This window comes from Microbulbifer maximicatervae (SeqCode), assembly GCF_052466985.1.
In genome coordinates this window covers 4,052,501-4,065,590 of the sequence record NZ_CP174298.1, presented here as the reverse complement: position 1 = coordinate 4,065,590, position 13,090 = coordinate 4,052,501, and the positions used below count along the sequence as shown (strand labels likewise).

8 protein-coding genes and 2 rRNA genes (1 of these 10 only partly in view) are annotated in these 13,090 nt (G+C 49.1%); 2 read left to right on the top strand and 8 right to left on the bottom strand.

The annotated features are described in order from the left end of the window. Nucleotides 1–114: 114 nt before the first annotated feature. The 5 genes from ACJJI3_RS17990 to ACJJI3_RS17970 all read right to left on the bottom strand — a co-directional run bounded on the left by ACJJI3_RS17990 (nt 115) and on the right by ACJJI3_RS17970 (nt 7,075). Nucleotides 115–2,007, bottom strand: coding sequence for a DUF885 domain-containing protein (locus ACJJI3_RS17990; RefSeq protein ID WP_444940465.1), 1,893 nt, complete (start codon nt 2,005–2,007; stop codon nt 115–117). Nucleotides 2,008–2,195: 188 nt separating this feature from the next. Then, entirely contained in the window at nt 2,196–3,017 is an 822-nt protein-coding gene (locus ACJJI3_RS17985) for a mechanosensitive ion channel family protein (RefSeq protein ID WP_444940464.1), read from the bottom strand. 31 nt (nt 3,018–3,048) lie between these two features. Next, complete coding sequence (locus ACJJI3_RS17980) at nt 3,049–3,642, bottom strand: DNA-3-methyladenine glycosylase I (protein WP_444940463.1); 594 nt, start codon at nt 3,640–3,642, stop codon at nt 3,049–3,051. Between the two features lie 105 nt (nt 3,643–3,747). Beyond that, on the bottom strand, nt 3,748–4,737 hold the full coding sequence (locus ACJJI3_RS17975; protein WP_444918531.1) for an SDR family oxidoreductase: 990 nt from the start codon (nt 4,735–4,737) through the stop codon (nt 3,748–3,750). 229 nt (nt 4,738–4,966) lie between these two features. Then, entirely contained in the window at nt 4,967–7,075 is a 2,109-nt protein-coding gene (locus tag ACJJI3_RS17970; RefSeq protein WP_444940462.1) for a prolyl oligopeptidase family serine peptidase, read from the bottom strand. Nucleotides 7,076–7,162: 87 nt separating this feature from the next. Here ACJJI3_RS17970 and dtd point away from each other — a divergent pair, with 87 nt between their 5' ends. Both dtd and ACJJI3_RS17960 read left to right on the top strand, forming a co-directional pair. Then, nucleotides 7,163–7,600, top strand: a complete 438-nt coding sequence (gene dtd, locus ACJJI3_RS17965) for a D-aminoacyl-tRNA deacylase (protein ID WP_413663730.1) — start codon at nt 7,163–7,165, stop codon at nt 7,598–7,600. Between the two features lie 69 nt (nt 7,601–7,669). Next, complete coding sequence (locus tag ACJJI3_RS17960) at nt 7,670–8,239, top strand: GNAT family N-acetyltransferase (protein ID WP_444940461.1); 570 nt, start codon at nt 7,670–7,672, stop codon at nt 8,237–8,239. Between the two features lie 32 nt (nt 8,240–8,271). On the opposite strand, the gene ACJJI3_RS17955 is transcribed toward ACJJI3_RS17960, so the two are convergent. The 3 genes from ACJJI3_RS17955 to ACJJI3_RS17945 form a co-directional block, all read right to left on the bottom strand. Beyond that, nucleotides 8,272–9,264 (bottom strand): YncE family protein, encoded by a 993-nt coding sequence (locus ACJJI3_RS17955; RefSeq protein WP_444940460.1) that lies wholly within the window; start codon nt 9,262–9,264, stop codon nt 8,272–8,274. 804 nt (nt 9,265–10,068) lie between these two features. After that, nucleotides 10,069–10,184: ribosomal RNA gene (rrf, locus tag ACJJI3_RS17950) — 5S ribosomal RNA — on the bottom strand. 203 nt (nt 10,185–10,387) lie between these two features. Beyond that, a 23S ribosomal RNA gene (locus ACJJI3_RS17945) occupies nt 10,388–13,090 on the bottom strand; it runs 179 nt beyond the window's last position.

The following is a 13,090-nucleotide window of genomic DNA, read 5'->3' as shown; positions in this document are numbered from 1 at the left end:
ACAATTATTTTAGGGAAAACCAGCTTTCCTCTATACACAGACGATATTCACAGAAATAAGCCCAATAAAAAAGCCGGGCTATGCCCGGCTTTTTAAAAGGGTCAGCTAAGAAGCTTATGATTGCTTCACTGATTCCACCCAAGAGGCTACGCGGCTCTCCAATACGGGCACTGGCAAAGCACCGCCACCCAGCACGGTATCGTGGAATCCGCGAATATCGAATTTATCACCCAACTGATCTTCAGCCTGCTTGCGCAGCTCCTGAATCTTCAGCATACCGATCTTGTAAGCGGTCGCCTGGCCCGGCCACGCCAGGTAACGACGTACTTCGGAACGAACTGCAGTCTCGGGGATTGCGGAGTTTTGCAGGAAGTACTCCACCGCTTGCTCTTCACTCCAGCCTTTGGCGTGCAGGCCGGTATCAACAACGAGGCGAATGGCTCGCCACATTTCAGCGGTCAGGTGGCCAAACAGGTTATAGGGATCTTCGAAGGCCCCCATTTCTTTAGCAAGCTTCTCAGAGTACAGCGCCCAGCCCTCTACATAGACAGTAAAGTGAGCTTGAGTGCGGAACTGCGGGATACCTTCCAATTCCTGAGCAATTGAGATCTGCATATGGTGACCGGGGTTACCTTCGTGGTAGGCCACAGTTTCCATATCAGTCGTGGAATAGGCACTCATATCGGACAGGTGCGCATAGTAAATACCCGGGCGGGAACCGTCGGGTGTGCCGGGGTAGTAATGCTGGGCACCGCCATCCTGCTCACGGAAGGACTCAACCCGCTTTACGACCAACTCAGCTTTCGGCAGAAGGCCAAAGTATTCCGGCAATTTCTTGGTAATGTTGTCCAGGAACGCGGTTGAATCATCCAGGTAGCCCTGGCGACCTTCATCGGTATTCGGGTAGTAGAATTGACCATCTTCGCGAATAAACTTGAAGAAGTCCTGCAGGCTACCTTCGAAACCAACCTGCTTCTTGATAGTTTCCATCTCACCACGGATACGCGCCACTTCTTCCAGGCCAATATTGTGGATCTGGTCGGCAGTCAGGTCCGTAGTTGTGGTGTTGGCCAGGCGCTGATTGTAGTAGGCCATACCATTGGGCAAGCTACTAGCACCTTGAGGCTCTGCTGAGGCCTTCTGTATATCCGCTTTGAGCCAGGTAACCAGCCCTTGATATGCGGGGAAGAACTCAGTCTCTAATGCCTTGCGCGCTTCCGCAGTCAGCTTGTCTGCCTGCTTCTGATCAATAGTACCGGCTTCGAGCAGCTCAGCGATTTTCCCTTTGGCACCGGCCCACAGAGGTGCGTCTTCACCATCGGTAAACGGCGCGCCTTCAATCAATTTACTGGACTGGTCAATCGCACCCTCATAGGCAAAGCGCGGGGGGCGGATACCTTCTTTGGACGACAGCTTGGCGCGGTCAAGCAACTGGTTGATCGCGCGGGAGATACCACCGATACGGGTGATATACGCCTGCATATCTTCAACGTTGTCGACCTTGTGGAAGTTCAGCAGGAAGTTGGGCAACTGCGATTGTGCACCTCCCATCTGCTCAAAGATGTAGCCGTGACGGATAAACGGCGCAGCGGCCTTGGCCTGTTCAAACTGATAAATCCAGATATCGTAGGAAGTTTTCCCTTCCTGGGTCAGCTTGCTGTAGTCGAAATTCTTCTTGAGCTCTTCAACACTTTTCTCTTGCCAAACCAAGCGGCGAGCCTCTGCGGCTTCACTCATATCGTCGATTTGGTCGTAGTGGTCTTTGCGGCCCAGGTAGGACAGCTGAATCGGACTGAACTGCAGCTGTTCCTCATAACGCTCATCCAGCCACTCAGTCAGGCGCTTGGTTTCGGCAACCGCATCTACAGTTACTGAGGCCTCGGCAACCGCATTTTGGGGCTTATCTGCGTTAGCTACAGTCTGGGTACTCTTGTCACCCTGACAGCCCGCAAGGATAGCGACAGCCAGCAGGCTGGGGATCAGTGGGTTGTTCAGCTTTATCGGCATCTTCCTATCTCGATCAAAAGTTGTACAAAAAAACGCCGCTAACTTTGACACGAATTCGGTGAGGTGTCGATTCATGCCCCCCAGAACGCCATATGTTTGCGTTGAGTTGAGGCAAATCGGAGATTTTGGACTAGGTGGACCTAATACCTGGAGCAGGATATTGCCACAAGTGACCCTGCGGTAATGGACTAACGCCGGCTTGTGACCCGGTCCACGATATGTAGCTCTCGCTGGGGAAAGGGTACCGTCAAGCCTTCTGCCTCCAGTGCAGGCTTAAGCTTTTGCATCAGGGACCAATAAACATCCCAGTACTGATCATTGGCAGCCCAGGCCCGCAACTGTAAATTGACCGCGCTGTCAGCAAGCGCCTTAACAGCGAAACTTGGCTCTGGCTCAGCGAGAATACCGGGTTCCTGTTCTACTAGGCGACGTAATACTGTTAGGCCGCGATCAATGTCATCGCCATAGGCGATACTCGCCACAATCTCGATACGGCGAGTCTTATTGCGACTGAAATTGGTGAGCACTTGCCCCCAGATAGCACTGTTGGGTGCGGTAATACGCAGCCCATCCATGGTATCCAGCTCCGTAGTAAACAGCCCTACCTCGCGAACAGTGCCCAATATGGCACCGAACTGAATCACATCCCCAACGCGAAACGGCCGCAATCCCAGCAATAGGAACCCCGAAGCAATATTTTGCAGGGTATCTTTCAACGCTAAGGCTACTGCCACACCAGTAGCGCCGAGTAGAGCAATTAAGCTGGTAGTGTTAATACCAAAGACATCCAATACCAGCAGTGCGCCAACAATATAAACCGCCCAGCTCGAAATACTGCGCAGTACTGGGCGCAAGGTAATATCAAACCGGTCCGGCAGACGATCAACCGCTCTGCGAGCAAGATGGGCCACAAACAGCGTCACCAAAACTACCAGTAGTGCGGCCGCCAGCTTTAGGGATAATGCTGTTACTTGGGGCCAGTACTCGTTGAGCAAGCTATTAATATTCATCGACCCTCGAAAATAAATCCCTATTTTAAATTCAAGCCAAACCTAAATTCTGTGCCTCATCGACACAACGCTGATGAGCCGGACACGTTTCCAAGTGATCATTGACCATTCCAGTTGCCTGCATATGCGCATACATAATGGTTGATCCCACAAAACTAAAACCCGCTTTCTTTAACGCCTTACTCATCGCATCAGATTCTGCTGTTGTGGCCGGCACCTGCTTCATGGAGCGGGGGCGATTAACAATCACTCTTCCACCGGTGAACTGCCAGAGAAAATCCTTTAAGGATATACCGCGATCGCGCAACTCGAGGGTTGCCCGTGCATTCTTGATGGCCGATTCAACCTTGAGCCGGTTGCGAATAATTCCCGGGTTGAGAAGTAATTTCTCTACCTTTTTAGGGGTGTACCGAGCAATTTTTTCAGCATCGAAATTATTAAACAGTTTACGGTAATTCTCCCGCTTATTGAGCACTGTAATCCAGGATAAGCCCGCCTGGGCCCCCTCCAGCAACAAAAACTCAAACAGGGTTTGATCATCGGTAACCGGCCTACCCCACTCCTCATCGTGGTAACTTTGATAAAGTGGTGTAGACAGGCACCAGTCACAGCGCTTTTCCACCATCATTACTTCCTTTTTATAACTAGCTTGCGCCAGAGAAAAAGTAATACTGAATAAGCTGTAAAACCAAAAGCAAGGCAACTAACCCAAAAATAATATTATTACGATTCACTTCGACTCCAACAAATTGTTCTGCACTAACCAATCGCGACATTCGCATAACATAGTATCCAAAGCCACCCCCGATTGATAACCGAGTTCACATTCAGCTTTAGCGCTACTAGCAACGACTCTCCGCGTTACCAACGTGGCTTTTTCAGGGGTAATAACCGGCTCTTGCCCACTCACCCGAGACCAGAGGTCAGAAAACCAGGCGATAGATTGAATTAGAAATGCCGGTGTGGTGCGTTTTGGTACAGGTTTATGCAATAGCTCAGCGATCTTTCCAAAGAACTCTAAAAAACTGGCATCCGTTCCGGCCAGGATATAATTTTCGCCACACCGCCCCTTTTCAACCGCATCGATATGGGCTCGCGCTACTGCACCGGCATGGCAAAAAGAACCCCAGCCCGGTGGAACACCTGGTAATTGATTTTTATCAATCAGAAAAAAGGTCTGCGCCCAGCTGGTGGTATCGTATTTACCAACAATTGCACAAGGGTTTAGAAATACCGCATCCAGGCCCTGCTCAATTTCCTTGCGAACGGCAATTTCCTCTCTTTTTTTCGTGTACAGATAGTGATGATGAGGGTCATCTGCCAGCTTATCACTTTCTTCAGTAATTCTTTCCTTATGGTAGCCATAAGCAGAAATTGAGCTGGTCACCACCATGCGCCCTACATTTTTCTCCCTGGCAACTTTGGCAATATTCGCCGCCCCCTCAACATTATCTTTCCACTGCTGGGCATTACCGCCGCGCCACATACTGGTATTAGCCGCCATATGGAAAAGTGCATCGACATTATTTGGGATTGCAGCTTGAAGGGACTGAGGGTCATTCAGAGAGGCCTCAACCAGATTAACGCCCAGAGAGCGCAACATATCGGTATTGGAGGTGCGCCGATGCATGGCGGTAACTTTCCATCCATCACCAACCAATTGCTCTACCAAATTAGCGCCGAGAAAACCGGTTCCCCCGGTTACAAATGCGTGTTTCATAAATCCACCGGATGAGTTGTTATCGTTATTCATACCCAGTGATTAGCTCTATCGAAGCCACCTCCTTCCGGAAGGGCAGACCGGTTGGTGATACCACCACTCCGACAGAGTGGGCGGCACACTAACTTCACTAGTGACACCGCCACAAAACTAAACCCCTTTGCAATCGTCCTACCGGGAGTTTTATTAATTAATCTCGCTATTACTTTTGTTGGGTTAGTTGGAAAGACTAATCGATTTTCATGCCCAGCTGGTAGGCAAGGAAGCTCCACTGATTGGCGAAGTCTTCCACCTGCATCCATACCGGCTTGCCTGCACCGTGCCCAGCCCGAGTCTCTACGGCAAGCCAGACTGGTTTGTCACAGCCCTGATCTTTTTGTAGGGCTGCCGCAAATTTGTAGCTGTGCCAGGGAACCACTCGATCATCGCGATCGGCAGTGGTGATTAGCGTGGCCGGATAGCAGGTGCCCTCACGGGTGTTGTGGACCGGAGAATAGGCATGCAGCGCTTTGAACTCATCGCGATTTTCACTAAGCCCATAATCGCTCGACCACTGCCGGGCATTAGCGGAAGCGGTATGATATCGCAGCATATCCAGGACACCGACTACCGGTAATGCCGCAGCAAACAAATCCGGTCGTTGTACCAGCGTTGCCCCCGCCAATAGTCCACCATTGGAGCGACCACTAATAGCAAGCTTTTCAGGAGAAGTGACTTTCTCCTCGATCAGCCACTCAGCTGCAGCGATAAAATCATCGAAGACATTTTGCTTTTGCGTCTTGGTACCCGCCTGGTGCCAAGCATTGCCGTACTCGCTACCACCGCGCAAGTTGGCCAGTGCCAGGGTGCCGCCCATATCCAACCAACCGACAAAGCGGTTGTAGAAGCGCGGTAACTGAGCGGAGTTAAAACCACCATATCCATAAAGCAGCGTCGGGTTGGAGCCATCTCGCTTCATTCCCTTCTTATGCACGAGGAATAGAGGCACCCGGGTACCGTCCTTACTCTTATAGAAATGCTGACTCACAGTCAGATCGGAAAAGTCTGCTGCATATTTTGGCTGCTTGAACAGTTTGGTTTCACCAGTCTGTACATTCAGGTGGTAGATACTCGGCGGGGTAATAAAATTAGAGAAAGCGTAGAAGGTCTCAACTTCATTCGGCTCACCATAAAACCCCTTCACTGAGCCCACCCCTGGCAGCTTCAGCTCGTACTGTTTCTTACCGTTAGTATCGGTCACCAGCACTCGCGATTTTGCATCCTCCAGGTAGTGAAGCACAAAGCGATCACGGATATAACTGGCACTCTGCAGGGCACTAGTCGTCTCCGGCACCAGATCGCGCCAGTGTTTGCGTTGCGGCTTATTCAGATCAATAGCGATTACACGGCCCAGCGGCGCCCCCGCACTGGTCTCAAAGTAAAAGGTGCTCCCTTTATTTCCGAGATACTGGTATAGGCCATCCCAGTCATCCAGAAGCTTAACTACCTTGCCGCTTTCATCGCGTAAATCGCGATAGTAAAAGCCGTTCGAGTCATAGCCGTCGAAGATGCCAAACAGGAGATAGTTGCCATCGTCACTCACCGTCGCGCCCGGGTTCCGGGTGGGATGATCGGTAATTTCATAGACCAGTTGATCACTCTCCTGGGCATCTCCCAGTCGGTGAAAATATACGGCTACCTGTTTGCTATCATCCGCCGTGCCATCTCTGTTAAACGGGTACCGGCTATAGTAAAAACCGGACTCATCCGGCGCCCAACTGGCATCACTAAACTTGATACCGGTCAGTTGTTCCTTCAGATCCTTGCCTGTCTTTAGGTCGCGAATACGATAGTCGGTCCAGTCAGTGCCACCATCCGAGATACCGTAAGCCAGATAGCGGCCCTTTGGACTGACTTTGAGGCGCTTGGCAGCAATAGTGCCATCTTCACTTAGGGTGCGTGGATCTAAAACCGTATCGCCCTCAGCAGACAGGCTAGAGGCCTTATAGAAAACATTCTGATCCCAATCACCGGTGTTGTAGCTGTAGTAATAGCTATCGCCCTTCTTGTACGGAACACCGTAGCGCTCGTAGCGCCATAGTTCTGCAAGCCGGTCATTGATTTTCTGCCACCCGGGCAGCTCCTTCAAACGCGGTAATGAATGGTCATTCTGTTTGGCCACCCAACTCTTTACCTCATCACTGGACATTTTTTCCATCCAGCGATAGGGGTCAGCCACCTTTTGACCAAAATATTCATCAATTTGAGCACCCGGCTTACTATCCGGATAGCTATCAGCTGCGTGAACACTCACCGCAGCAAGTGCACCGGCAACCAGTGCCACTAGCTGTCTCTTCATACCGTTATTCTCGGTTTCTCTACTGGGAACAGTCCGCTAATCTAGGCGATTTAGACGATCGGTTCCAGAGCAGCAGAGAGAAGTGAGATGAAAGGATTGATCCAAAGGGTAAGCCATGCCCAGGTTAATGTAGCGGGAGAGGCCGTTGGGGCCATAGATAAAGGTATCCTCCTGCTGCTAGGTATCGAAGCCCAGGACACTACTGATAGTGCAGATAAGCTGCTGCACAAAGTCCTGAATTACCGTATTTTTCCCGATGATAAAGGGCGTATGAATCTCAACCTCCAAAAGGCGGGAGGTGGACTCCTGATTGTCAGTCAGTTCACACTAGTTGCCGAAACTGATAGAGGTTTACGCCCGAGCTTTAGTCGCGGCGCATCACCAGAATACGCGGAGGAGCTCTACAACTATTTCGTTAAAAGTTCCAAAGCCCAATTTACGCCAGTCGCCACTGGAATATTTGCAGCGGATATGCAGGTTTCACTAGTCAATGACGGCCCGGTAACTTTTATGCTGGAAACCTAGAGACCTTCCACAGGCTCTTTCTGTTGTTTCACCTAATCAGGAAAACTCTACCAGTTGGTTAGGTTGCTAATGACTAAAAATATCGCTAAAAAATGGAGAGGCAAAAGGATGACTAAAAAGCCTATAGTAGTAAACAGTGATATCAAACTCGATCCACTTTTGGATAGTGACACAGAAATCATCTTTGCCTTAATTGAAAATAACAGACCACTGCTAGAGAAATATCTCTATTGGGCAAAGCTTGTTGTCGACCTCCCAACCACAGAAAAATATATTGCCGACAGAGTATTCAGCAATAGTTTCGGAGCATCCTGGTACAAGATCCACTATTCAGACAAGGTAGTCGGGATCTTTGGTATCAAGGAAATTGACCTTAAAAAACAAAATGCAGAAATAGGGTATTGGTTATGTAAAAGCTGCCATGGCAATGGAATCGTAACTCGAATCATCAATAAAATATCTAGCTACTTGAAAGATCTGCACGATATTCAAGCGTTGAAAATTCACTGCTTATCTGAAAACAGTGCCAGCATAGCCGTAGCAGAACGCGTAGGTGGAGTGCATAGTGAAACTATTCCAAATTATTATTCGATTGATGGAATATTCCAGGACTTGAAAATCTACACAGTTCCTACCTGATTCATTATTTTAACAGTGGAGTGCAGAAATATTTATTGCTGAATATTTACTGGACTCCACTCAATACCATCTGACCCTTGTCCCGCATTAAATATACGCTTAACTTTCCAAGTTGCGGTATCTATTTCAACAACTTTTCCGTCTCTCTGAGAACCGGCAAACAAAAACTTTCCGTCCGGAGAGAAAAATAGCGATGCTGGCTGTCTGGCCCCTGCGCTGCCGACATCAATCTCATGTAACTGTTTACGGGTTTTGGCGTCATACACGAGTATACGATTACCATTTAAGTCTGCTACAGCTACCACTTCGCCATCAGGGTGAAATCTGATTCGGATAGGCAGAAAACCAACATCTATCGTTTCTTTTTGCTTTAACGTTTCAGTATCGAAAATAAAGATATTTTCTGACTGATTATTTCCTATCCATAGCTCGCTATTATCGGGGCTTACCCACACCGCCTCCGGCCCATCCCCTGCCGGTATTGTAGATTTCAACTCCATAGTCTCTGTATCAATTACACTGAACGTATCCGACCCCCGGCTAGTAACGTAGGCGGTCTTCAGATCAGGTGATAGTGCAAGCATATGGCTACCTACCTGATCAGTACGGGCAACTCCCAATACTTTTCCTTCAGCCACATCCACCTTTATCACGTCGCTGGTTTCTTCTGTCGTAACAATCACATTATTACTATCGCCCAGCCAAGCGATACCGTGAGGGCCTTTGTGTGGACTGATATCAATTCTTTTCAGGCGCTTACCGCTCGCGATATCGAATACATTCAGCTCTTCTCCCACGTAGCCATCCTCAAGGTAAGAAACTACCACCACTTTAGATTTATCCGGCGACACTATTAATTCATGGGGCGAACCTCCAGTTTCGGGCTTCTTAACCTCTTGGCCGGAAGCCAGGTCAATAAAACTCACCGTGCCTTCATATTTATTTCCTACAACCAACGTCTGTGCCCTTAGCGATCCAGTAGCTAAAAGTACCAATGACATGGAAATTAAAAGTAGAACTCTCATTAGCAAGCCTCTCGGAGGAATTTGTCGCTAATAGAATGCTTCCTTAACAGCACACCCCAGCGAGCCTTTTAGAACTGAAAAGTCAGCCCTGGTTATCCACTGAAACACTGGATAGTAGATCGTAAAAATAGAATTCTTTAGATGTTTTCTTCATTACAGGGATGTTACTAACAGAATTCTTGGATAGTACTGTGCATAACTTTTGGATAGAGGTCTGGAAGCCTTTAATTTCGTGCAATGAAATAATTCGATTAAAAAACCAACGAAAAAAGTGTCAGGTTATCCACTAAAAGTAAGACCAGAACGTTACTAACAGAAAGTCTGGATAGAGTTGTGCATAACTTTAATAAACGGGCTACAGGCCCCGTGGTTACAGGGGATTACTGCAGAGACTAAAAAATCACCGATATTTTTATGGGCTAATTTTAATTTTTGGCGGGAGTGGTATGGGTACTTTTCTGGTTTTTACGAGGGTTATTTTTGTTGGATTATTTTTTGAGTGAGTGTAAAGGCGTTTGGAGAGAAGATCGGTAAAGACCTATTTTTATAGGCTTTTTAGGCGAAGGGCGACTTAAAGGGCTTTGCTAATTTTAGACTTTTCGTTTTTTAATTACTGACTGACTTTTTAAATAGAAAGTTGAGCATTAAAATTTTTCAGAGCTATTTTTATTTTTTCTATTTAATTTCTACTGAGTAATTTCAGCCTTCCCTTTCTTAGCTTTTTTGTTTTTGTTTTTGTTTTTTATAATATTTTTCAGCCATAAAAAAAGGGCCACCCTATTGGGTGGCCCTTTCGGATTAGAAGCCTGACGATGACCTACTCTCACATGGGGAAACCCCACACTACCATCGGCGATGTTGCGTTTCACTTCTGAGTTCGGCAAGGGATCAGGTGGTTCCACAACTCTATTGTCGTCAGGCAAACTGGCTTGGGTTGGCGTTGGTCTTATAAGCAATGTGCTTGGCCTGCCGTGTTATCGCTGTTTGCCTCGGTCATGTTGTTGACCGGCGATAACCCCAAATAAGTCGGTAAAACAATCTGTAGTAATACACCGCAAGCGATCGTATGTCTCTAACTCACAATCCGCTAGCTTAGCTAGTCGTTAGTAACCATCTCTGTTGTATGGTCAAGCCGCACGGGCAATTAGTACTGGTTAGCTCAACGCCTCACAACGCTTCCACACCCAGCCTATCAACGTGGTAGTCTTCCACGGCCCTTCAGGAGGCTCAAGGCCTCAGGGAGATCTTATCTTGAAGGAGGCTTCCCGCTTAGATGCTTTCAGCGGTTATCCCGTCCGAACATAGCTACCCGGCAATGCCACTGGCGTGACAACCGGAACACCAGAGGTTCGTTCACTCCGGTCCTCTCGTACTAGGAGCAACTCTTCTCAAATCTCCAACGCCCACGGCAGATAGGGACCGAACTGTCTCACGACGTTCTAAACCCAGCTCGCGTACCACTTTAAATGGCGAACAGCCATACCCTTGGGACCGGCTTCAGCCCCAGGATGTGATGAGCCGACATCGAGGTGCCAAACACCGCCGTCGATGTGAACTCTTGGGCGGTATCAGCCTGTTATCCCCGGAGTACCTTTTATCCGTTGAGCGATGGCCCTTCCATACAGAACCACCGGATCACTATGACCTACTTTCGTACCTGCTCGACATGTCTGTCTCGCAGTCAAGCGCACTTATACCATTATGCTCATTGCATGATTTCCGACCATGCTGAGTGCACCTTCGTACTCCTCCGTTACTCTTTGGGAGGAGACCGCCCCAGTCAAACTACCCACCATACACTGTCCTCGATCCGGATAACGGACCAGAGTTAGAACCTCAAACATACCAGGGTGGTATTTCAAGGGCGGCTCCACAACAACTAGCGTCGCTGCTTCAAAGCCTCCCACCTATCCTACACAAATAGGCTCAAAGTTCAGTGCAAAGCTGTAGTAAAGGTTCACGGGGTCTTTCCGTCTAGCCGCGGGTACACTGCATCTTAACAGCGATTTCAATTTCACTGAGTCTCTGGTGGAGACAGCGTGGCCATCGTTACGCCATTCGTGCAGGTCGGAACTTACCCGACAAGGAATTTCGCTACCTTAGGACCGTTATAGTTACGGCCGCCGTTTACCGGGGCTTCGATCAAGAGCTTCGCCGAAGCTAACCCCATCAATTAACCTTCCGGCACCGGGCAGGCGTCACACCCTATACGTCCTCTTACGAGTTTGCAGAGTGCTATGTTTTTAATAAACAGTCGCAGCCACCTGGTCACTTCGACCGGCCTCAGCTTAGGGAGCAAGTCCCATCACCAAAACCGGCGTACCTTCTCCCGAAGTTACGGTACCATTTTGCCTAGTTCCTTCACCAGAGTTCTCTCAAGCGCCTTGGTATTCTCTACCTGACCACCTGTGTCGGTTTAGAGTACGATTCACTATTACCTGAAGCTTAGAAGTTTTTCCTGGAAGCAGGGCATCAACCACTTCACCCACTAAGTGGGCTTCGTCATCAGTTCTCAGCCTTAGGGACCCGGATTTGCCTAAGTCCCCAGCCTACAACCTTAAACATGGACAACCAATCGCCATGCCGGCCTAGCCTTCTCCGTCACTCCGTCGCAGTAATAGCGAGTACAGGAATATTAACCTGTTTCCCATCGACTACGGCTTTCGCCCTCGCCTTAGGGGTCGACTAACCCTGTCCCGATTAGCGTTGGACAGGAACCCTTGGTCTTCCGGCGGGGAGGTTTTTCACCTCCCTTATCGTTACTCATGTCAGCATTCGCACTTGTGATACCTCCAGCAGACCTCCCGATCCACCTTCAACGGCTTACACAACGCTCCTCTACCATGCTCCTAAGAGCATCCGCAGCTTCGGTTATCAGTTTGAGCCCCGGTATATCTTCCGCGCAGGCCGACTCGACTAGTGAGCTATTACGCTTTCTTTAAAGGATGGCTGCTTCTAAGCCAACCTCCTAGCTGTCTGGGCCTTCCCACATCGTTTCCCACTTAACTGATATTTGGGACCTTAGCTGGCGGTCTGGGTTGTTTCCCTTTCCACGACGGACGTTAGCACCCGCCGTGTGTCTCCCGCGATTGCACTCCTCGGTATTCGGAGTTTGCATGGGGTTGGTAAGTCGGGATGACCCCCTAGCCCAAACAGTGCTCTACCCCCGAGGGTGAGACGCGAGGCGCTACCTAAATAGCTTTCGAGGAGAACCAGCTATCTCCCGGCTTGATTAGCCTTTCACTCCGATCCACAGGTCATCCCCTAATTTTTCAACATTAGTGGGTTCGGTCCTCCAGTTGATGTTACTCAACCTTCAACCTGCCCATGGATAGATCGCCGGGTTTCGGGTCTATTGCCTGCAACTAAACGCCCTATTAAGACTCGATTTCTCTACGGCTCCCCTAAGCGGTTAACCTTGCTACAGACAATAAGTCGCTGACCCATTATACAAAAGGTACGCAGTCACCCCGAAGGGCTCCTACTGCTTGTACGTATACGGTTTCAGGTTCTATTTCACTCCCCTCTCCGGGGTTCTTTTCGCCTTTCCCTCACGGTACTGGTTCACTATCGGTCAGCTGGGAGTATTTAGCCTTGGAGGATGGTCCCCCCATATTCAGTCAAGATAACACGTGTCCCGACCTACTCGATTTCACTCTAAATGCCTTTTCGTGTACGGGGCTATCACCCTGTATCGCGGTACTTTCCAGAACCTTCCACTAAAACATAAAGAGCTTAAGGGCTAATCCCCGTTCGCTCGCCGCTACTAAGGGAATCTCTATTGATTTCTTTTCCTCCGGGTACTTAGATGTTTCAGTTCCCCGGG

Bases quoted from the DNA above. Each gene is read 5' to 3' on its own strand.
- ACJJI3_RS17990 (WP_444940465.1), bottom strand. From the start codon at position 2,007: ATGCCGATAAAGCTGAACAACCCACTGATCCCCAGCCTGCTGGCTGTC.
- ACJJI3_RS17960 (WP_444940461.1), top strand. From the start codon at position 7,670: ATGACTAAAAATATCGCTAAAAAATGGAGAGGCAAAAGGATGACTAAA.
- ACJJI3_RS17980 (WP_444940463.1), bottom strand. From the start codon at position 3,642: ATGGTGGAAAAGCGCTGTGACTGGTGCCTGTCTACACCACTTTATCAA.
- dtd (WP_413663730.1), top strand. From the start codon at position 7,163: ATGAAAGGATTGATCCAAAGGGTAAGCCATGCCCAGGTTAATGTAGCG.
- ACJJI3_RS17975 (WP_444918531.1), bottom strand. From the start codon at position 4,737: ATGAAACACGCATTTGTAACCGGGGGAACCGGTTTTCTCGGCGCTAAT.
- ACJJI3_RS17955 (WP_444940460.1), bottom strand. From the start codon at position 9,264: ATGAGAGTTCTACTTTTAATTTCCATGTCATTGGTACTTTTAGCTACT.
- ACJJI3_RS17970 (WP_444940462.1), bottom strand. From the start codon at position 7,075: ATGAAGAGACAGCTAGTGGCACTGGTTGCCGGTGCACTTGCTGCGGTG.
- ACJJI3_RS17985 (WP_444940464.1), bottom strand. From the start codon at position 3,017: ATGAATATTAATAGCTTGCTCAACGAGTACTGGCCCCAAGTAACAGCA.